Consider the following 21,271-nt stretch of genomic DNA (forward strand, 5'->3'; position numbering starts at 1 on the left):
CTCTCCTGCAGTGCGGGCCGACGCACTTTTCAAGACGTGCCAGGCACTTCCGTGTGCGAGCATTCCGATTGCGTGCGCCCAACCGATCGTCGAGGTGGCGGGCCGATCCGCATTCGTTTATCACCAGGAGGAAACGCTGATGGCGACCGGAGAACTGGACGAAATCCAGCAGTACGTGGTGGACGTGTCGCTCCGCGAGGACGATATCGCGCGCGAACTGCGGATGGCCACCATGGAGCTGCTCGCGCACGGCATGCTGGCCCCGCCGGTGGAGGGGCAGCTGCTCAGCTTCCTCGTCGGGCTGATCTCCGCCACCACCGTGGTGGAGGTCGGGACGTTCACGGGGTACAGCGCGCTGGCGATGGCGCGGGCCCTTCCCGCGCACGGCAAGCTCATCACGTGCGACGTCAGCTCCGAGTGGGCCGACATCGGCCGGCCGTTCTGGGCCCGCGCCGGCGTCGCCGACCGCATCCAGCTCGAGCTGCGGCCGGCGGTCGAGACCCTGGACGCGCTCTTGGCCGACGGCGCGGCAGGCACCGTGGACCTCGCGTTCATCGACGCCAACAAGGACAGCTACGCCGTCTACTACGAACGGTGCCTCGAGCTGCTCCGGCCGGGCGGGCTGGTGGTGCTGGACAACGTGCTCTGGTCGGGCCGGGTCGCCCAGCCGGACGTCAGCGACCCCGACACGGACGCGCTCCGGGAGCTGAACATCGCACTGCGCGACGACAAGCGGGTCGAACTGAGCATGCTCCCCGTCTTCGACGGTGTGACGCTGGCGTACAAGCGCGCCAACGTCGTCGCCGACCCCCGGTGAACCCGGCATCCGGAAGAGGTGGGCAGGACTGATGGACGGCAAGGGAAACCGGGCGACGGTGTCGCCGATCCAGGGACGCGCGCGGCTCGACCCGCGCCGCCGGCTGGCTTTGGCCGTGCTGTGCGCGGCGACCTTCATCATCATCCTCGACGGCTCGATCGTGTTCGTCGCGGTGCCGTCGATGGCCAAGGACCTGGCGCTGACGCCGAGCGCGGTGCAGTGGGTGCTCAGCTCGTACCTGCTCAGCTTCGGCGGGCTGCTGCTGCTCGGCGGCCGCGTGGCGGACCTGCTCGGCCGGCGCCGGATGTTCATCGTCGGCTCCGCCCTGCTGGCCGTTTCGTCGCTGCTGTGCGGGCTCGCGTGGTCGGTTGAAGTACTGATCGTGGCCCGGGTGGCCGAGGGCTTCGCCGCGGCCATCATGACGCCGACGGCGCTGTCGATCCTGATGACGACGTTCGCCGAAGGCCGCGAGCGCAACAAGGCGCTGGGGGTCTGGAGCTCGGCGGCGGGGATCGGCGGCACCATCGGTTCGCTGCTCGGCGGACCGCTCACCAGCGGGCCGGGCTGGGGCTGGATCTTCTTCGTCAACATCCCGGTGGCCGTGCTCGTGGTGGTGCTGAGCCCGCTGGTGCTGCGGGAGAGCTACGACCGCGAGCGGGCCCGGACCTTCGACGTGGCCGGCGCGCTGACCAGCACGGCGGCCCTCGTGGGACTCGTCTACCTCATCGTCGACGCACCGCAGGCCGGCTGGTGGAGCGGCCGGACGATCGGCCTCGGTGCCGTCGTCCTCGTGCTGCTGGCCGGGTTCGTCCTGGCCGAACGCCGCTCCGCCGCCCCGCTGCTGCCGCTGAAGTACCTTCGCAGCAAGGGGTTCATGGGCGGCAACCTGGTGATGCTCACCGTCGGCATGGCGGTGCACGGCGGGATGGGCGTGGTGATGACCCAGTACGCCCAGGTGGTGCTCGGCTACTCGGCCGTCCAGTACGGCCTCATGTTCGCCGTCATGACGGTGCTGACCGTGGTCGGCTCGACGCTCGCCGGCGGCCCGCTGGTGACCCGGTTCGGCACCCGCCCGGTCGCGGTGGCCGGGCTGGTGCTGATCGGCTTCAGCTGCCTGAGCCTGACCGGGATCTCCGCGCAGGGCAGCTTCGCCGGCGACATGCTGCTGGGCATGCTGCTGTTCGGTCCCGGGCTCGGCGCCGCGTTCGTCGCCGGCTCCGTCGCCGGGCTGGCCGGGGTGCCCGCCGACGACGCCGGCATGGCGTCCGGGGTGAACACCGCCGCGTTCCACATCGGTGGCGCCCTCGGCATCGCGATCCTCACCACGGTCGCGGCGTCGGCGGCGAGCGGACCGGATCCGGCCTCGGCGATGACGGCCGGCTTCCGGACCGCTTTCGCCGTCGCCATCGCCTTCGCGGTAGCCGGTGTCCTCGCCGCGCTGTTCCTGCTCGGCAAGCCGAGGAGATCCGCGACCGTGACCGCGATCGCCGGCAAGGCGGGCCGCGAAGCGGCCTAGTGCCGCGTCTCGGAAGTTCGTCGACGGCCGGCAACGAGCGGGCGCTGGAACCACTCCGGCGCCCGCTCCGTCGCGTCGGCGGGACCGACGCAGCGCGGCCGCGCGGTCACCGGCAGCACCACACTGCGCGATCGATCCAATGCTCACCGTGCCATTTCCCCGACATTTCCGGCGATTCCGCGCGTGAGGGAAAAACAATCACGCCGACCACGCATTTTCGTCGGTCATCACCATCGCCACAGCGCACGGAGAAAGAACGTTTCCGACTCGGGTGAATGCGACGATCCCTGCAGCCGGCCTCTACTACACCGGCACTGGGGAGCGAAATGCAATGCTGAACAGACGACGCCTTATCACACTCGGCGGGCTGACCGTGGGCGGAGCGGCGGCCGGATTACTTTTGCCGAAGGGCACGCCCGCGCAGGTGCGGCCACTGGCCGACGCGCACATGGGCGGGCAGATGGCCGGCACGGACATGGCCGGCATGCTGCACCACTCCGGACCTCTCACCGCGGCAACCCCGCCGCCTCCGGTCACCCCGTTCACCGCGGCCATGCCCGTGTCGCCCGTCCTGCGCCCGGTCGCGTGCAGCTCGACCACGGACTTCTACCGGCTGGCGATCCAGCCGGCGAACGTGGAGATCTTCCCCGGCACGAAGACCCCTGTGCTCACGTACGGCGGCCTCTTCCCGGGGCCGACCATCCGCGCCCGGACCGGTCGCGCCGTGCAGATCACCTACACCAACGGCCTGAGCGAGGCCTCCAACGTCCACCTCCACGGCGGTCACACGCCCCAGGACAGCGACGGCTACTCGATGGACACCCTCGCGCCCGGCGCCTCCCGCGTCTACCGGTACCCGAACCTGCAGCAGGGCGCGACGCTCTGGTACCACGACCACGCGATGGGGTTCGAAGCCGATCACCTCTACCGCGGCCTGCAAGGGTTCTACGTCCTCGAGGACGACGTCGAGACACCGCTGCGGCTGCCCTCGGGCGAGTTCGACGTGCCGATCCTGCTGCGCGACGCGCACTTCGACGGGAACGCCCAGCTGGTCAGCGACTGGCCGGCCCTGCGCCCCACCGTGCTGGCGAACGGCAAGATCCAGCCGTACTTCCAGGTCGCCGCGCGCAAGTACCGGTTCCGCCTGCTGAACGCCGCCAACGAGCGGCTCATGACGCTGAACCTGAACGGCACCGAGATGATCCGGATCGGCTCGGACGGCGGACTGCTGCCCGCCCCGGTGCCGGAGACCGAGCTCTCCCTCGCTTCGGGCGAGCGCACCGACTTCGTGGTCGACTTCGGCAGGTTCCCGGTCGGCACGCAGCTGGTGCTGTCCGACGCCGACGCCGGCCCCGTCCTGCGGTTCGACGTCGTACGGTCCGCGCCGGACACCAGTCGCGTCCCCGCCGTGTTGCGCCCGCTCCCCGCCATGCCACCGGCGACGGTGACTCGCGACATCACCATGAGCTTCGACCTCACCAGTGCCACCCCGATGGGCCTGATGAACGGCAAGGCGTTCGACCCGAACCGGGTGGACTACCAGATCAAGCGCGGCACCACGGAACTCTGGCGGATCCACAACGGCGACGCCGCGCCCCTCAACCACACCTTCCACATACACCTGGTGCAGTTCCGCGTCGTCGACCGCGGCGGCGCACCGCTGCTGCCGGTCGACGCGGGGCAAAAGGACACGGTGTTCGTCACCTCGGGGAATTCGGTCGCGGTTCAGGCCACCTTCGGCGACTACCTCGGCAAGTACGTCTTCCACTGCCACTTCATCGAGCATTCGGTGCTGGGCATGATGGGCCAGATCGAAATCGTGCCCTGAACCCGGCCCGGCCCGGGGAGCGGATTTTCCGCCGCTCCCCGGGCTTCGCCGTGCCTGTCCACAGTGGATGGACGGTCGGCAACACAGGAGATGCACCCCGCGCGGAACGGCTGTCAGGCTTCTGCCGCGTTCCCGGGCCGGCCCGACTTCGGCCCCGTGATCGGTTTTGGGAGTGCCGATGATGTTTCGCTTTCGTCCGGACGGCCGGGCCAAACTCGCGGTGATCGCCGCCGCGGCCGCCCTGGTGCTGGCCAGTGGCAGTGGTGCGGCCGCGACGACGAGCCCCGTCAAGCACGCCGGCCCGGCCGGTGACGGCACGGCCGTCACCCCGGTCGGCTTCCGGGTCACCCCTGCCGGCCGGCAGACCGACCTGGGCGACCTGCCGCTCAGTGCGGTGTTCTTCCCGGACCAGCGGCACCTGGTCGTCGCGAACGCGGGCAACGGCCCGCAGTCCCTGCAGGTCGTCGACGCGGCGACCAGTACGGTGACGCAGACGATCACCTACGACCCGCCGGAAGCCGTGTTCACGGGGCTGGCGTTCAGCCCGGACGGCACCCACCTGTACGTCAGCGGCGGTGGCAGCGACAAGATCCACGTGCTCGGCGTCTCCGGTGCGCAGCTCACCGAACAGGCGGCGATCCCGCTGGCCGTCACCGACGCCACCGGCCGGCCGGTCGACGTCTACCCGGCCGGTCTCGCGGTCACGCCGGACGGCGCCCGGCTCGTCGTCGCCGACCAGCTGGCCGACGCCGCGACGGTGGTCGACCTGGCCACCGGCCACGCGAGCACGATCGGCGTCGGTCACGCCCCGTACGGGGTCACCCTGGCGAAAGACGGGCGCACCGCCTACGTCACCAACCGCGGCGGCAACACCGTCAGCGTGCTCGACGTGAGCACCGCGACCCCGGCCGTGCTCACCACGGTCACCGTCGGCACCCACCCCAACCAGTCGGTCCTCGACGCCGCCGGCCGCCGGCTCTACGTGGCCGACGGCGACTCCGACCAGGTCAGCGTGCTCGACACGGCGACCAACCGGGTCGTGCGGACCATCGACCTGGCGCCGTACCCGAACGCGCCCGTCGGCTCGAACCCGCTCGGCCTGGCCCTGTCGCCGGACGGGCGCACGCTGTACGTCGCGAACTCCGGCAACAACGACGTCGCCGTGATCGACGTGGGCGGCGGGCAGGTCACCGGGCTGATCCCCACCGGCTGGTACCCGGCGGCGGTGCTCGCCTCGGCCGGCAAGCTGTTCGTCCTGAACGCCAAGGGCCTCGGCGCCGGTCCGAACCCCGACGGTCCCAACCCCTTCAAGGACACCCCGGAACTGACCATGGACCCGGCGTGGCGTGCCCAGTTCATCGGCACGATGATGGTCGGGACGCTGTCCACCATCGCGGTGAGCGCGGACCCCGCCCAGCTGGCCGGCTGGACCCGGCAGGTGGTCGGCAACAACGGGTTCGCGCTCGCCGACCGCGTCCGCGGCGGGGGCAACTCGATCGTGCCCGGCCGCGTCGGCGGCCCGACACCGATCAAGCACGTGATCTACGTGGTCAAGGAAGCCCGCACCTACGACCAGGTGCTCGGCGATCTGGGCAAGGGCGACGGCATCCCGGAGCTCAGCTTGTTCGGCGAAGCCAGCACGCCGAACCAACGCGCGCTCTCGAACCGGTTCGTGACGCTGGACAACACCTACGCCAGCGCGGAGGTGGGCGTGCAGGGCTGGAGCTGGGCCACGGCGGCCGGCTCCAACTCCTTGACCGAGCAGACCTGGGGAGCCACGCCCCGGCGGCACACCGGCGGCACGATGCCGCCGGCCGCGACCGCCGATCCGGCCGTCGCGCCGAACCGGGACCCGGCCGGCGCGTACATCTGGGACCGGCTGGCGGCCAAGGGGATCTCCTTCCGCAACTACGGGTTCGCCGTCGCGCCGGACGCGGCCGGGAAGCTGCACGCCCCCGACCCGACGCTGGACGCGCACACCGATCCGGACTACGTCGGCTTCCAGCCCGACTGCGCCGACTCGGCCGGCAGCTTCGCGCCGCAGGGCGGCAGCAGCTGCATGCTGCCGCGCATCGAGGAGTGGAAGCGGGAGTTCGCCGGGTACGTGGCCGGCGGGAACCTGCCCACGGTCCAGTTCGTCGCGCTGCCCAACGACTTCACGTTCGGCAACTGGCCCGGCAAGCCGACTCCGCCCGCCTACGTCGCGGACAACGACTGGGCGCTCGGCCAGCTGGTGGAGGCGGTCTCGCACTCGAAGTACTGGGCCGACACGGCCATCTTCGTGACCGAGAGCAACGCCCAGGCCGGCGCGGACCACGTGGACGCGCACCGCACGACGTCGCTGGTGGTCAGCCCGTACACGCAGACCGGCAAGGTGGATTCCACCTTCTACAGCACGGTGTCGGTGCTGCGCACCATCGAACTGCTCGTCGGCATCAAGCCGCTGACCCAGTTCGACGCGTACGCCACGCCGATGACCAACGCCTTCACCGACTGCCCGAGCTTCACGCCCTACACGGCGGTCAAGCCGACGACGTCGTTCACCGATGTGAACCCGCCACCGGCCGGAGGCAACTGAAGACACCCCGGGGTGCGGCTCGCCTGAGCCGCACCCCGGTTTCGCGGCTCGCGCACCGCATCCGCGAGGACGCCGGCGCGGGGCCGCGAATGTGATGCTCGATGTGGTTCACGCTCGTCGAAGGGACGACCAGGACATGGCAGCCGCCAGCAATGCGCCAGCGAACGACCCCGCGTCCCGGGCGGGGGAAACCACGCGCCCGCTGACCGGGGCCGAGTACCTCGAGAGCCTGCGCGACGACCGCGAGATCTACCTCTACGGCGAACGCGTCAAGGACGTCACCGCGCATCCCGCGTTCCGCAACCCGGCGCGGATGGTCGCCCGGCTCTACGACGCCCTGCACGACCCCCAGCACCGGGACGTCCTCACGACCGCCACCGACACCGGCGGGCCGGGCGGCTACACCCACCGCTTCTTCACCACCCCGCACAGCGCCGAAGACCTCGTCGCCGACCAGCAGGCCATCGCCGCCTGGTCCCGCCTCAGCTACGGCTGGATGGGCCGCTCCCCCGACTACAAAGCCGCCTTCCTCGGCACCCTCGGCGCCAACGCCGACTTCTACAACCCCTTCGCCGACAACGCCCGCCGCTGGTACCGCGAATCGCAGGAAAAAGTCCTCTACTGGAACCACGCGATCGTGCACCCACCCGTCGACCGCGACCGGCCACCCCACGAAGTCGCCGACGTCTTCGTCCACGTCGAACGCGAAACCGACAACGGCCTCATCGTCTCCGGCGCCAAAGTCGTCGCCACCGGCTCCGCTCTCACCCACTACAACTTCATCGCCCACTACGGCCTGCCGATCAAGGACCGCAAGTTCGCCCTGGTCGCGACCGTGCCGATGGACGCACCCGGCATGAAGCTCATCTGCCGCCAGTCCTACACCGCGGCCTCCGCCCTCACCGGCAGCCCCTTCGACTACCCGCTCTCCTCCCGCCTCGACGAGAACGACACGATTCTCGTCCTGGACAAGGTGCTCATCCCCTGGGAGAACGTGTTCATCTACGGCGACGTCGTCAAGGTCGGCATGTTCTCGGGGCAATCCGGTTTCATCGAGCGGTTCACCTTCCACGGCTGCACGCGGCTCGCCGTCAAACTCGAATTCCTCGCCGGCCTGCTCGCGAAAGCCTTGGAAATCACCGGCGTCAGCGACTTCCGCGGCGTGCAAGCCCGGCTGGGCGAAGTTCTCGCGTGGCGCAACCTCTTCTGGGGCCTCTCCGACGCCGCCGCGCGCAACCCCGTCCCCTGGCGCAACGGCGCCGTGCTGCCCAACCCGAACTACGGGATGGCCTACCGCTGGTTCTCCCAGCTCGGCTACGCCCGGATCCGGGAAATCGTCCTCCAAGACGTCGCCAGCGGCCTCATCTACCTCAATTCCAGTGCGAAGGACTTCTCGAATCCCGAGGTCCGGCCGTATCTCGACAAGTACCTGCGCGGCTCCCACGGCATCGACGCCACCGAACGCGTCAAGGTCATGAAACTGCTGTGGGACGCTGTGGGCACCGAATTCGGCGGCCGCCACGAACTCTACGAACGCAACTACGCCGGCAACATGGAGAACACGCGGGTCGAGCTGCTGCTCGGCCAGCTCGCCGACGGGCAGCTCGACGGCTACCAGAAATTCGTCGACACGTGCCTCGCCGAGTACGACCTCGACGGCTGGACCGTCCCCGACCTCGCGTCGTTCGACCACCTCGGCGCGCTGGGGCGCGACCTGCTCGGCTGACCACCCGGAAACGCCGTCGTCCCGGACCTTCCCGGTCCGGGACGACGGCGTTTCGCGTTGTCAGGTGAAGGAGAGTCTCGCGGGACCGCGCTGTCAGGCACAAAAGAAAGTCCGCCCGGCGAGGGAAACCCCGCCGGACGGACTTCGGTTCACCGGCCGGCCGGACTCAGCCGGTCTGCGCCGCGATGAACTCGGCGACCCCGCGCGGCCGCAGGTCCAGCCAGTGCTCGCGGACGTAAGCCAGGCACTCCTCCCGGCGTCCCGGGCCGTGCACCACGGCCCAGCCGTCCGGGGCGGCCGCGAACGCCGGCCACAGCGAGTGCTGGTCCTCGTCGTTGCGCAGGACCGTGTAGTGGGCGTCCTGGTCCTCGAATGGGTTGGCCATCCGATCCTCCCTCCGGCTCAGGCCGCCGCGGCGGCGTCGTCGAGGTGGTCGGCCAGCCCGGCCACCGTCGGTACGTCGAACAGCACGTTGATCAGCAAGTCGACGTCGAGCTCGGTCCGGATGCGGCTGAGCAGCCGCATCGCCTGCAGCGACTGGCCGCCGAGGTCGAAGAAGCTGTCGTCGATGCCGACCTTCGGCACCTCGAGGACCGAGCTGAAGATCGCGCACAGCTTCTCCTGCAGCGGCGTCTCCGGGGCCCGGAACGCCGACGCTGCCTCGAAGTCGGGCTCCGGCATCGCCTTGCGGTCCAGCTTGCCGTTCGACGTCAGCGGCAGCGAGTCCAGCCGGATGAGCGCGGCCGGGACCATGTAGTCGGGCAGCTGCTCCTTGGCGTGGGCGCGCAGTGCACCCAGGTCGATGTCGCCGGCGTCCGGCACGACGTAGCCGACCAGCCGCTTCTCGCCCGATTCGAGCTCCCGCACCACGACGACGACCTGCGCGAGACCGGGGTAGCTGCTCAGCGCCGCCTCGACCTCGGCCAGCTCGACCCGGAAGCCGAGGATCTTCACCTGGCTGCTCGCCCGGCCGACGAACTCGATCAGCCCGTCGTCGTTGCGCCGGGCCAGGTCGCCGGTGCGGTACATGCGGGCGCCCGGCTCGCCGAACGGGTCCGCCACGAAGGCCTCGGCCGTCAGGTCGGTGCGGCCGTAGTAGCCCCGTGCCACCCCGCGGCCGCCGATGTAGATCTCCCCTTCGATGCCGTTCGGCACCGGGGACAGGCGGTCGTCGAGGATGCGGATGTCGACGTCGTTGAACGCGTCCCCGACCGGCACCAGCGTGCCGGGCCGGTACGACGCCGTCAGCGGGTGGTGGGCGGAGAACAACGAGCACTCCGTGACGCCGTACATCGCCCGGATCACGATGTCCGGGCAGGCGTCCAGGACCCGGCGCACCGCGTTGGGCGCGATCACGTCGCCGCCGGTGAGGATCTCCGACAGGCCGGTGAACGTCTCCAGCGACTCCTCCGCGAGCACCCGGAACAGACCGGCCGTCAGGTGGATGCCGGTGATCCGCTCCCCCGCGATCAGGTCGCGCAGCTTGGCCGGCTCCAGGCGCCCGGGCGGCGCGATGACGATCCGGCCGCCGTGCAGCAGCGGCATCCAGATCTCGTAGGTGGAGACGTTGAAGGCGTACGGCGCCACCATCAGCACCCGCGCGTGCCGCTCGGGCGTCCACTGCGTGTTGAAGATCAGCCGCACCACGTCCCGCTGGGTCACCGCGACACCCTTGGGGTGGCCGGTGGAGCCGGAGGTGTGGATGACGTAGGCCAGCTGGTCCGGGTGGATCGGCACCGACGGGTCGGTGGCCGGCTGCTCCGCGGTGGCCGGGTCGTCGTCGACGACCAGGACCGGCACCCCGCCCGGCAGCCCCGCCGCGTGGGTGGCGGTGTCGGCCAGCAGCACCGTCACCTCGGCGTGGTCCACGACCCACTGGCGGCGCTCCGCCGGGTAGTCCTCGTGCACCGGGACGTAGACGCCGCCGGCCTTGACCGTGGCGAGGGTCGCCACGACCAGGTCGATGGAGCGCTCCAGCAGCACCGCCACGCGGTCGTCCTGGCGGACGCCCAGCCCGATCAGCCGGTGGGCGAGCCGGTTGGCCCGCTCGTCCAGCTCGCGGTAGGTCAGCTTGGTCTCGCCGGCGGACACCGCCACCGCGTCCGGCGTCCGGGCGGCCTGCTCGGCGAACCGCTCGGGGATGACAAATGATCCCATTTCCGTGTTCCCCATCCCTTTCCTAGCCCGCCAACGTGTCCGGGGTCTGCGGCGCGTCGGAGTCCCGGAACGCCCGCAGGGCCAGCGGACCGTCGAAGATGTCACGCATCCCGGAGACGCCGGAGAGCATCCGGGCGAAGTCGATCTTGCGCGGCCGCAGGCGCTTCGGGTCGATGCTCTGCTGCGCGGCGTCGAAGTAGTCCTCCTTGGACTTCGTGCGGTCGTAGAAGAACCGGACGAACTCCAAGAGCGAGTTGAGGAACTCGCGGTAGTTGCGTTCGTAGCGGTCGTAGAGCGCCGCCTCCTGGTCGGGGTTGCGCAGCGCGAGGTTGGCCGTCTCGAACAGGCCGAGCGAGCCGCGCAGCGTCAGGCCGACGCCGGTGGAGAGGAGGGGGTCGATGAACGCGGCCGAGTCGCCGACCAGCGCCCAGCCCGGACCGTAGAACTTCTTGCAGGTGTACGACCAGTCCTTGATCGTGCGGTAGCCGCTCACCCGGGTGGCCGGCGCGGTCAGCGACGTGATCTCGTCGGCCGCGGCCAGCTCGCTCGCGTGCAGCTCCTCGAGCGTCTTGCCCGACTTCTTGAACTCCTCGATGGGCGTCACGTACCCGACGCTCACCGTGCCGTCCGAGAGCGGGATGAACCAGAACCAGCCGTGCGGGCGGTTCTCGGTCAGGGTGTCGCCCCACCGCGTCCCGCTGTAGCGGTTGCAGTTCTGGAAGTACGCCCAGACCGCGAGGTTGCGCAGGTCGTTGTGGTACTCGATGAGATCGAGCTTGCGCGGGAGCAGGTGCTGCTGGCCGGACGCGTCGACCACCAGCTTCGAGCCGACGGTCGTCGGTTCCGCGTCGCCCTTGCGCTGGAAGCGCACGCCGACCGCGCGGTCGCCCTCGAAGAGGACATCCTGGACCGTGGCCTCCTCGATGACGAGCGCGCCCAGTTCGCGGGCCCGGCCGAGCAGCACCGAGTCGAAGTCCGCGCGGCGGACCTGGAAGGTGTACTCGTACTCCGAGGCCTCGGTGAACCGGAAGTCCCAGGCGCCCTGGTTGCGACCCCACATCAGCGTGCCGCCGTACTTGCGGACGTACCCCATCCGGTCCAGCTTGTCGCGCAGCCCGAGCGCTTCGATCGTCGGCATCGAGCCGGTGATGAGCGATTCACCGATGTGGTAGCGGGGGAACTTCTCCCTCTCCAGCACGAGCACCTTGTGACCCTGCTGCGCCAGCAGTCCCGCGGTCGCCGAGCCACCGGGACCACCGCCGATGACGACGACGTCGAAGTCTTCCGTGCCAGCCATAGTCGTGATTCCTCCGTCAGTCACTTCGAGTCCGAGTCACCGGCGCGGTGCCGCTGGGTCTCGACCGCTTCGTACAGGGACTTGATGTTCGAACTGCCGAACGTGCTCGCGCCCGCTCGTTCGATGATCTCCAGGAAGATCGTGTTCCGCGGATGCACCGACTTCGCGAAGATCTGGTAGAGCTGGCCGTCGTGGTCCTCGTCGAGCAGGATGTTCAGCGCGCGAAGCTCCTCGACGCTGTGACGGTCCGGTTGCACGCGCTCGGCGAGCAGGGTGTAGTAAGCGTCCGGAGTGGACAGCAGCTCGATGCCGTTGTCACCGATCTGCCGCACGGACGCGAGAACGTCCCCCGTGGACAGCGCCATGTGCTGCACGCCGGCCCCGCCGTGGTCCTTCAGGAACTCGTCGACGTGCCCGGCTTCGGCGGCCGGGTCGGACTCGATCAGCGTCAGGGTGACCGCCCGCGACTTGCTCTGCACCACCTTGATGTACATGGCCTGGTCACCGGTCACGATCCGCTCGGCGAGCGTGAGGTCGAAGTCGAGGGCCTGCCGGTAGAAGTCGACGGTGGCGTCGATCTGCCCCGGCTCGACGACCACCGCGAAGTGGTCGACGGCGAGCAGGCCGGTACCGGCACCGCCGGCACCCGGCCGCGCGACCAGCCCGTGCGCGTCGTAGGCGGCCGAGCCGGCCGGGCGCTGCACGAAGGTGTGCGTGACGTCGCCGAACCCGATGATCGACGCGGTCACCACGCCGTTGCGCTCGGCGGGCGGCGAGACCGGGCGCGCACCGCCGCTGACCGCCGCGTCGAACGCCGCGGCCGCGTCGGGCACCCGCAGGCCGATGTTGGCGACCCCGTCACCGTGCCGCTCGACGTACGCGGCGGCCGAGTGGTCCTGCTCCACCGGCTCGGTCAGCACCAGATCGATATCGCCCTGCCCGACCGCGATCGAACGGACCTGTCCCGGCGCGTCCCCGGAGGTCGCACGCACCCCGCAGCCGTAACCGTCCACAAGCCACTTGATGTTCTTTTCGATGTCCTCGACGTAAAACTCGACGTAATCAACGGTCATGTTTTCGGACGCCCGCGTCCGCGATACCGTCACCTGTCCTCCAGAACCCGCCAGAGACGCTGATGTGAAACACTCCCATCGACGTTGACAGCCGGTACGCGCGAACGCATCTTTCCGATTGCCGACGGCCGTGCGGAAAAACGGAAAGAGCCCGGCGCCTGCTGCCGGGCTCTTTCCGTTTTCGTCGACGGAGGTCACGTCGTCGGGGCGTTCGCAGTGCTCGCGCCTCGCGGCGCTGCGGCCGTCGCGGCCCATCGCGTCCTCCCGGAAACCGTGGTTTCCCAGGATTTCCCGCCGACCCCCCGCGCGTCTTCTCCGCGTTTGCGCAGCGGCGTGACCGAAGCACTCGGAAAGACTCCGGACCAGCGGCCGCGGATACGTTGTTCGCACGGCACCCAAGTCCATTCCCGGTGCCTGCTTCGCGCGGCGCGGGCCCACGCGCCGGCCCGTCGTTCCGGCCGGCGTCACCGGGCCCGCTCTGAGAGAGGAGATCACCGATGGCGGATACCAAGCGGAAGTACACCAGCCGGGCGCTGGGGGTCTACGGCCTGCTCGTCGTGATACCGGTGCTGGCCAGCATCGTCCTGCTCACCCGGGACAGCAAGGGAGCGGGGGTGGCGGCCAAGTCGGCGGCGGCCACCGGGCACCCGGTGGCCCAGCTGCTGCTGGCGATCGCGGTCGTCATCGCCGCGTGCAAGGCGGCCGGCTGGGTGATGCGGCGCATCGGCCAGCCACCGGTGGTCGGCGAGATCGCCGCGGGCATCGTCCTCGGCCCGTCGGTGCTCGGGGCGATCTCGCCGTCGGCAGCGTCGGCGTTGCTGCCCACCGCGATCATGCCCCAGCTGAACGTGCTGGCGCAGGTGGGCGTCGTCCTGTTCGTGTTCCTGGCCGGGCTCGAGGTGAACACCCGGCTGATGCGCGGCCGCGGGCACCTCGCCGTGGTGGTCAGCCACGTCAGCATCGCGGTGCCGTTCGTGCTCGGCGTTCTGCTCGCCGTCTTCGCGTACGCCAAGTTCGCGCCGCAGGGTGTCGGGTCGCTGGCGTTCGCCTTGTTCATCGGCGTGTCGATGAGCATCACCGCCCTGCCGGTGCTCGTCCGGATCCTCAAGGACACCGGCATGTTCCACAGCCGGATCGGGGTAGTCGCGCTGACCTGCGCGGTGGTCGACGACGTCACGGCGTGGTCCCTGCTCGCGCTGGTGGTCGCACTGGTCACCGCCTCGTCGCTGTTCGGCGTGCTGCTGACCCTCGGCCTGGCCGCGGCCTTCACCGGCCTGCTGTACTACGTGGTCCGGCCGCTGATGGCGAAGTACTTCAGCCGGACCTCCGAGCCGAAGCTGCGCCGGCTGGCCCCGCTGGCCCTGGTCGGCGTGCTGCTGTGCGCGATGGCCACCGAGTGGATCGGTGTGCACGCGATGTTCGGCGCGTTCATGTTCGGCCTGGTCTTCCCGCGCGGCAACGTGATCGAGAAGTGGCTGCACCAGAACGTCAACGGGCTCACCACGTCCCTGATGCTGCCGCTGTTCTTCGCCTACAGCGGCCTCCGCACGAACATCCGGCTGCTCAGTGACCCCACGCTGTGGCTGTGGTGCGCCGCGATCCTCGTGGTCGCGGTGGTGGGGAAGCTCGTCAGCGCGACGGCGGCGGCCCGCAGTGTCGGGGAAACCTTCTGCCGGGCGCTGCAGATCGGCGTCCTGATGAACTGCCGGGGCCTGACCGAGCTCATCGTGCTGAACGTGGGTCTGGACCTCGGGGTGCTGTCGCCGGAGATGTTCACCATGCTGGTGCTGATGGCGCTGATCTCCACGGCGATGACGGCCCCGATGGCGGTGTACCTGGACAAGCGGGCGGGCCGCCGGGAAGCGGCCCGCGGGACCCGCGTGCAGCACTTCGACGAGGAATTGCCGAAAGCCGCCTGACGGGCGGACGAACGCGAAGGGCGCCGGCCACATCGTGACCGGCGCCCTTCGCATAGTCCGGATGGCTCGCCGCGGCACCGCGAGCCGGCCGCGTTCAGCCCCGCAGCAACAACGGGACTTCCGCGAACCCGTTGAAGATGAAGGTGGGCGCGGGCTTCAGCTCGCTGGCCGGGACGGCCAGCTTGAGGTCGGGGAAGCGCTCGAACAACGCCGGCAGCGCGACCAGGGCCTCCATCGTGGCCAGGGCCGGGCCGAGGCAGCGGTGCCGGCCGTAACCGAAGCCGAGGCTGCTCTTGTCCGCGCGGGTGATGTCGAATTCGTCGGCGGTGTCGCCGTACTTGGCGGGGTCCCGGCCCGCCGCCAGGTAGTTGATCAGCACCAGGTCGCCCTTGGCGATGGTCACCCCGCCGATCTCGATGTCGTCGAGCGCACACCGGAACGGCATCGAGCCGACGGCGCCGTCCTTGCGGACCTCCTCGTCCCACGCCGCTTCCCAGCTCGCTTCCCCGGCGAGGATCGCGGCGAGCTGGTCGGGGTGGGTGAGCAGGTCGACGAGCGTGTGGGACAGGACGTTGGCCGTGGTTTCGGTGCCACCGCCGATCAGCAGGTGCACCGAGCCGACGACCTCTTCGTCGGTGAGGGGCGCCTCGTTGTCCTCCGTGGCCTTGATGATGATGGTGGTGAGGTCGTCGCCCGGCTCGCGGCGCTTCGTCGCGACCAGCCGGCCGAGCGCCTCGTGCCACTGGTGGAGGTTGGCCTCGGACTCCTCGGCCGTGTTGTCCGTCTTCGCGTTCACCTGGGCGCCCCGCAGCATGGTCGCCTGGTCCTCGTCGCGGATGCCCAGCAGGTCGCAGACGAGGATGGTCGACAGCGGGTAGAAGAACTGGCCCTTGATGTCCACCACCTCGTCGGCGGGCACCGCCGCGAGCTCGTCGAGGAGGCGGTGCACGATGCCTTCGATGATCGGCCGGGACTTCGCCACCTGGCGGTTGGTGAACGCCTTCGCGACGAGCTTGCGCAGCCGGTCGTGCTCCGCCCCGTCCCGGGTCTGCATGTTGTCCATGGCGACCCAGGTGAACAGCTCCCAGTTCTGCGGCACCCGGCCCGCCTGGTACTCCGGCCAGTTGTCCTTGGTGTTCTTCGCGATCCGGGGGTCGACGAGCAGCTGCTTCGCCTCTTCGAAACCCGTCACGGACCAGGCGGTGTACCCGCCGTGCAGTTCCACGCGGGTGACCGGGCCGCGGGCGCGCAGGTTCTTGTTCTCCCCGTGGAGATCGCTGCCGCTGCGGTCCAGTACGTACGGGCACTCGTCCATTTTCACTCCACACTGCCGGCGACACCGAAAAAATCCCTTCCATCATCGATGCCGTCCGCGCCGGCGGCGTCTCGGATGCTGCGGTACAACGAGAAAACCGGCGGCACCCCGTGGGGCGCCGCCGGTTTTCCCGCCGGGTCAAGGCAGCAGAACGCGGCCCACTTCCGGAGCCTGGGTTCCGTCCGCCAGCGCGCGGAACGCCTCCACCACTTCGACGGGTCCGTGCCCGTGCGCGATCGTGAGCCAGGACGCCATGTTCCGCAGGTACCGCGTTTCCGCTTCGTGGTAGCGGGCGTAGTACGCGTCCGCGCCCTCCTCGCCGATGGTGTGGTCTTCGACCATCGGCGTGAAGAAGAGCTCCGGCTGCGGGTCGGGCAGCCCGGCCGGGGCCTGCTCACCCGGCTCCGGGTGGTTGAACCCGATGAGGACGCCCTGGGTCAGCGACGGCGCGAACTGCCGGTACACCGCGTGCAGCACCTTGGCCGAGCCGGTGAAGTCGACGAGGACGGCCGGCGCCGTGACGGTGGCCGACTCGAAGGCGTCGTAGGTGGCGACTTCGCCGTAGACGTCCAGGTTTTCGACGAACGCCTTCCTGCCCTCGGAGGTGATGCCCACGGTCGTGATCCCGACCTGCCGCGCCCGCAGCTCGTCGACCAGGCCGATCGCCGTCTTGCAGGAGGCGCTGGTGACGATCAGCGACTTCGCGCCCTGGGCGGCCTGTCGTTCGACGAGGTCGGCGAGGGTGAACGAAGCCGGGAACACCGGCCGCATCAGGGCGCGGAAGTCGTCCAGCTCGTCCGGTTCGCCGACGCTCTGGAAGGTCAGGTACCACGGGTGCAGGAAGGCCCGCTCCGGCGAGGTGTCGAGCAGACCCCGCGGCGTGACTTCCGCCCGCACGGTGTGGTGGCTCGCCATCGGCAGGTAGCCGAAGTAGCGGCTGCCGACCGCGACGCCGTCGTGGCGCGATTCCGCGACGCGCACGAAGCCCCAGACCGGCACGCGGCCGAACTCCGGCGGCGCGGGGAAGGCGTTCCAGAACGCGATCATGTTCCCGGCACCGAATTTCGCGTAACTGACGTTGTTGGCGGTGAGGCCGAACCGCTCGACTTCGAGCCGGACCTCGCCGGGCTCCAGCTCGGCCAGGACCGGGACACGGATCTCGCTCGCGGCGAAATCGTCCCGCCGGACCAGCACTTCCCAGTTTTCTCGCGTGGGCACTACGCCCCCTTCGCGTTAGTAGTTCAACCTTCGCCGGCTGTCGGATCCGCACGAAGGGGGTAGACCTTGAGCGGTCACGCTGACAGCCTCACCGCGGCCCGCCACCGCGGCAACTTCCTCGTTGCGGCCGTCCTCCGGCGGACGGGCTTCCCGTCGCGGATTCGGCAATGCGGGATAAGCAGCCGCCGGGGCCACGCTGGTTGACTCGATGGGGCCGCTGGTTTCGCGAGCCCCGTGAGGAGAGTGCCGAGCCTTGTTCACCACTGACGCTTTTGCCGCACCTGCCGAGGGTGCCCCGCTCGGGCCCGCGACGATCACACGGCGCGCGGTCGGGCCGCACGACGTGCTGATCGACGTGGCGTACTGCGGGATCTGCCACACCGACATCCACCACGTGCGCGGCGAGTGGGGGCCGCAGCCGTACCCGCTCGTGCCCGGCCACGAGATCGTCGGGACCGTCACCGCCGTCGGCGCCGAGGTGTCGCGGTTCTCACCCGGGGACCGGGTCGGGGTCGGCTGCATGGTCCGCTCCTGCGGGGAGTGCGCGAGCTGCGAGGCCGGCCAGGAGCAAGACTGCGCGGGCATGGTCGGCACCTACGCCGGCACCGACGCCGACGGTACCGTCACCCAGGGCGGCTACTCCGGGAAGATCGTCGTCGGCCAGAACTTCGTCCTGCGCGTCCCGGAAGGACTCGACCCGGCCGGTGCCGCGCCGCTGCTCTGCGCCGGTGTCACCATGTATTCGCCGCTGCGCCGCTACGGCGCCGGCCCCGGCAAGAAGGTCGCCGTGCTCGGGCTGGGCGGTCTCGGCCACGTCGGCGTCAAGCTCGCCGTCGCGATGGGCGCCGAGGTCACCGTGCTTTCCCAGACCTTGAAGAAGCTCGAGGACGGCCTGCGACTCGGCGCGACCGAGTTCCACGCGACCGGCGACGCCGCCGCGCTGGCCGGGCTCGCCGGCCGGTTCGACCTCCTGATCAGCACCGTGACCGCGCCGCCCGACCTGCCGACGCTGCTGTCCCTGCTGGCGCCGGGCGGCACCCTGGTCAACGTCGGCATCCCCGCCGAACCGCTGGTACTGCCGGCCTTCTCCCTCATCATGGGCCGCAAGACCGTCGCCGGCTCGCTGTTCGGCGGTATCGCCGAAACGCAGGAAATGCTCGACTTCTGCGCCGCCCACGGCATCACCGCGGACGTCGAGGTCATCACGCCCGAGGGGATCAACGACGCCTACGAGCGCGTCCTGGCCTCCGACGTCCGCTACCGCTTCGTCATCGACACCGCCGCCCTTTCCTGATTCCGGTTCCCGGCCCCCGGGTCCGCAAAGCGGCCTGCCTCCAGCGGCAGGCCGCTTTGCCGTGGCCGGTGCACGGAGTCAGGAGTGCGTCGGCGCAAACCGCGAGGGCCCCCGGGTCCGGTGCGGATGTCGCGATCCACACCGGACCCGGAGGCCCTCTCGCCTACCGGGAATCAGGCGGCCCGGTCGGCCTGGTCGCCGGCCGGGACGGTCGTCACCGTGGCCGGGCCGAGCGTGCGGCGCGGCGAGGCGAACCGCTTCATGATGGGCTCTTCGAAGAACTTGAACGTCGCCCAGGCCACCACCAGGGACACCGCGAACAGCAGGACCTCCACGGCGGCCGAGGTCAGCGTGCTCCAGTTCCCGCCCTGCCCCAGCCACTGGTGGCCGGCGACGATGATCGTGTAGTGCCACAGGTAGAAGGCGAACGAGATGTTGCCCAGCCAGACCATCAGCCTGCTGCCGAGGAACGTCGGCACCCGGTCGAGGTCGGCGACCGCGGCGGCGGCGACGAGCAGGCCGAGCGGAATCGCCATGAGCGAGCCGAACTGGAAGAGCGGCCCGAACATCGGGGTGATGAAGTAGACGGCGATGGTCAGCGCGACCGCGCCGCCGAGCTTCAGGGGGAGCCGCCGCCCGGCGAGCACGACCTTGGCCAGGAACATCCCGAAGACGAACGTCAGCAGCTGCCCCGCCGGGCAGTGGAAGACGTAGTACAGCTGCAGGTCGCTGAACCCGTACGGAAGCATCGGGCCGGCCGGCAGTACCCCGGCGACGACCGGGAGAGCCAGCACCGAGGCGGCCGAGACGATCGTCCAGAGCCACAGCCGCTCCGGCCGGACCTTGTTGACCAGCTTGATGATGAACGGGAAGAGGAGGTAGAACAGCAGCTCGCAGGACAGCGACCAGGCGACCGGGTTGATGCTGATGCGGACGTCGAGGGTGGTGCTCCAGCTCTGCAGCAGCAGCAGGTTCAGCACCCCGTCCGAGACGCGGGCGCCCTGGCCGGTGATCACCGTCAGCAAGAAGATCGAGGCCACGAAGGTGAGCAGGTGGTTGGGGTAGATCTTGAAGAACCTTCTCCGCCAGAACCGCGGAGTGGTGTCCCGTGGCCGCGCGGCGCAGGTCAGGACGAAGCCGCTGAGGACGAAGAAGAAGGTGACCCCGCTGAACCCGCCGACACCGAACAGCGCTTTCGTGACGGCCTGAGCGCTCTTCGAGGCGTACGGGTTCATCGCCTGCGCGTGGAAGGCGAAAACCATCGCGGCGGCGACGAACCGCAATCCGGTGAGTGACGGTAAACGCGGGGTCAGATTTCGCGTCGGAGCCGGCCCCGAGCGAGGTTGAATTGCTTCGTGCGACATTGTCCTACTCCCTGTTCCTGCTTTCGTGATGGGGCAGCTTCAGGAGTTTCGCACGGTCGGAGGCATGCCGACGCCTTCCAGAAATGCCAACGCACGGTACCCGTGACGGCGCGGTGTGTGATACGCCGGAATGGGACGTGAACAAAGGACCGGCCGGTTGCCCGGCGGAAACGGCAAGCCCGCCAACGCGGGGCGGGTTCGCCGTTTCCGCGCACCGGAGCGGTCAGTCGTTGTCCGGCACCGGCAACCCCCCGGCCACCAGCTTCGCGGTGATGGGTTCGAGCTCGGCGATCAGCTCGTCGAGCTCGGCGGCGGAGAGGGCGTCGTAGGGCGCGGCGGCCAGTTCGTCGGTGAGGGTTTCGACGCGTCGCCGGGTCTCGCGGCCGGCGTCGGTGAACCGGCCGCCGGCGTCGACGAGCCCGCGCTCGCGCAACCCGGCCATGACCGCGGCCAGCTTCTTCTTCGGCAGGTGGTGGATGCGCCCGAACGACTCCGGCGGGTGGACGCCCTGCGCCAGCGCGCTGAGCACGTGGGCCTCCGTGCCGCCGATGCGCGCGCCGACGAGCGCGGCGACGTGCCCGTCACCGCGGTGCTCGCGCAGCATGGTCGCGCAGTGCCACAGCCGGGCGACCGGGTCGTCCGGCACCGGGAGCGCTCGCATCGCGGCGTACATCACGCGGCCTTCGGTGGGCGCGCTCGTCGCGGCCTTGGCCGTCAGGTCGGCGGCGCGCACCAGGCCCGGAGAGCCGGCCAGCTCGTCGCCGAGGATGCGTCGCAGGGAGGCCACGCTGCCCCGCTCCCGCGCGGCGAGGGACGCCTCGGGCGGGATCGTCTCCCACGCGCTCGGGATGTGCCGCGCGGCCTCCGCCGCGGTGAAGCCGTAGAAGGCCGCATGCACGACCTGCGCCGGCACCCGCCCCAACGGCGCGGCGCGGCTGGCGAAGTAGCCGTCCCAGTAGGTGCGGTGGCCGAGCGCGGCCAGTTCCTCGCTGCATTCGGCAGCCAGGAAAGTGGCCAGGCAGATCGGCTCCAGCAGCTCGAACATGCGACGGGCGGTTTTGGTCATGGTGGACATCATTACTCCGATCACCTGCCGTCGACAAGGCAGCCGGTTCGGCTCCCGGACGAGGCGTTCGGACGTCCGATTCCTTTTACCGGAACCGATATCG

At 70.0% G+C, this 21,271-nt stretch carries 15 protein-coding genes; 7 read left to right on the forward strand and 8 right to left on the reverse strand.

Annotated elements, in window-relative coordinates; translation table 11 throughout:
• Positions 1 to 139 precede the first annotated feature (139 nt).
• From ACWEVP_RS15705 to ACWEVP_RS15725, 5 genes are all read left to right on the forward strand, one after another.
• Positions 140 to 817 (forward strand): O-methyltransferase, encoded by a 678-nt coding sequence (locus tag ACWEVP_RS15705; RefSeq protein WP_452063233.1) that lies wholly within the window; start codon positions 140 to 142, stop codon positions 815 to 817.
• 31 nt (positions 818 to 848) lie between these two features.
• A complete protein-coding gene (locus ACWEVP_RS15710; RefSeq protein ID WP_452063234.1) occupies positions 849 to 2,333 on the forward strand; it encodes an MFS transporter in 1,485 nt (494 codons plus the stop codon).
• Between the two features lie 331 nt (positions 2,334 to 2,664).
• A complete protein-coding gene (locus ACWEVP_RS15715) occupies positions 2,665 to 4,161 on the forward strand; it encodes a multicopper oxidase family protein (protein WP_452063235.1) in 1,497 nt (498 codons plus the stop codon).
• 178 nt (positions 4,162 to 4,339) lie between these two features.
• Positions 4,340 to 6,739 carry a beta-propeller fold lactonase family protein gene (locus ACWEVP_RS15720; RefSeq protein WP_452063236.1) on the forward strand — a complete coding sequence of 800 codons (2,400 nt, stop codon included), beginning with the start codon at positions 4,340 to 4,342 and terminating at the stop codon, positions 6,737 to 6,739.
• A gap of 136 nt (positions 6,740 to 6,875) precedes the next feature.
• Positions 6,876 to 8,465, forward strand: coding sequence for a 4-hydroxyphenylacetate 3-hydroxylase family protein (locus ACWEVP_RS15725; RefSeq protein WP_452063237.1), 1,590 nt, complete (start codon positions 6,876 to 6,878; stop codon positions 8,463 to 8,465).
• 166 nt (positions 8,466 to 8,631) lie between these two features.
• Here ACWEVP_RS15725 and ACWEVP_RS15730 read toward each other — a convergent pair whose 3' ends face one another.
• From ACWEVP_RS15730 to hppD, 4 genes are read right to left on the reverse strand one after another with little or no spacing between them, the layout of a single operon-like run.
• Positions 8,632 to 8,850, reverse strand: coding sequence for an MbtH family protein (locus ACWEVP_RS15730; protein ID WP_452063238.1), 219 nt, complete (start codon positions 8,848 to 8,850; stop codon positions 8,632 to 8,634).
• 17 nt (positions 8,851 to 8,867) lie between these two features.
• The gene (locus ACWEVP_RS15735) at positions 8,868 to 10,622 is read right to left on the reverse strand and encodes a non-ribosomal peptide synthetase (RefSeq protein WP_452063239.1); all 1,755 of its coding nucleotides are present in this window, start codon (positions 10,620 to 10,622) and stop codon (positions 8,868 to 8,870) included.
• Positions 10,623 to 10,644: 22 nt separating this feature from the next.
• Entirely contained in the window at positions 10,645 to 11,919 is a 1,275-nt protein-coding gene (locus tag ACWEVP_RS15740; protein WP_452063240.1) for an NAD(P)/FAD-dependent oxidoreductase, read from the reverse strand.
• A gap of 20 nt (positions 11,920 to 11,939) precedes the next feature.
• Positions 11,940 to 12,992: a 4-hydroxyphenylpyruvate dioxygenase gene (gene hppD, locus ACWEVP_RS15745; RefSeq protein ID WP_452063241.1), complete on the reverse strand. Its 1,053-nt coding sequence runs from the start codon at positions 12,990 to 12,992 to the stop codon at positions 11,940 to 11,942.
• A gap of 497 nt (positions 12,993 to 13,489) precedes the next feature.
• On the opposite strand from hppD, the gene ACWEVP_RS15750 reads away from it, so the two are divergent.
• Entirely contained in the window at positions 13,490 to 14,911 is a 1,422-nt protein-coding gene (locus ACWEVP_RS15750; protein ID WP_452063242.1) for a cation:proton antiporter, read from the forward strand.
• Positions 14,912 to 15,005: 94 nt separating this feature from the next.
• On the opposite strand, the gene ACWEVP_RS15755 is transcribed toward ACWEVP_RS15750, so the two are convergent.
• Together ACWEVP_RS15755 and ACWEVP_RS15760 are read right to left on the reverse strand one after the other, a co-directional pair.
• A complete protein-coding gene (locus tag ACWEVP_RS15755; RefSeq protein WP_452063243.1) occupies positions 15,006 to 16,226 on the reverse strand; it encodes a cytochrome P450 family protein in 1,221 nt (406 codons plus the stop codon).
• Between the two features lie 138 nt (positions 16,227 to 16,364).
• On the reverse strand, positions 16,365 to 17,444 hold the full coding sequence (locus ACWEVP_RS15760) for a DUF2855 family protein (RefSeq protein WP_452063244.1): 1,080 nt from the start codon (positions 17,442 to 17,444) through the stop codon (positions 16,365 to 16,367).
• 253 nt (positions 17,445 to 17,697) lie between these two features.
• Here ACWEVP_RS15760 and ACWEVP_RS15765 point away from each other — a divergent pair, with 253 nt between their 5' ends.
• Positions 17,698 to 18,738 carry an NAD(P)-dependent alcohol dehydrogenase gene (locus tag ACWEVP_RS15765; RefSeq protein ID WP_452063245.1) on the forward strand — a complete coding sequence of 347 codons (1,041 nt, stop codon included), beginning with the start codon at positions 17,698 to 17,700 and terminating at the stop codon, positions 18,736 to 18,738.
• 173 nt (positions 18,739 to 18,911) lie between these two features.
• Here ACWEVP_RS15765 and ACWEVP_RS15770 read toward each other — a convergent pair whose 3' ends face one another.
• On the reverse strand, positions 18,912 to 20,021 hold the full coding sequence (locus ACWEVP_RS15770; protein ID WP_452063246.1) for an acyltransferase family protein: 1,110 nt from the start codon (positions 20,019 to 20,021) through the stop codon (positions 18,912 to 18,914).
• Between the two features lie 304 nt (positions 20,022 to 20,325).
• Positions 20,326 to 21,168: an SCO6745 family protein gene (locus ACWEVP_RS15775; protein ID WP_452063247.1), complete on the reverse strand. Its 843-nt coding sequence runs from the start codon at positions 21,166 to 21,168 to the stop codon at positions 20,326 to 20,328.
• Between the last annotated feature and the right edge of the window lie 103 nt (positions 21,169 to 21,271).

The organism is Amycolatopsis sp. NPDC003865 (assembly GCF_053605345.1).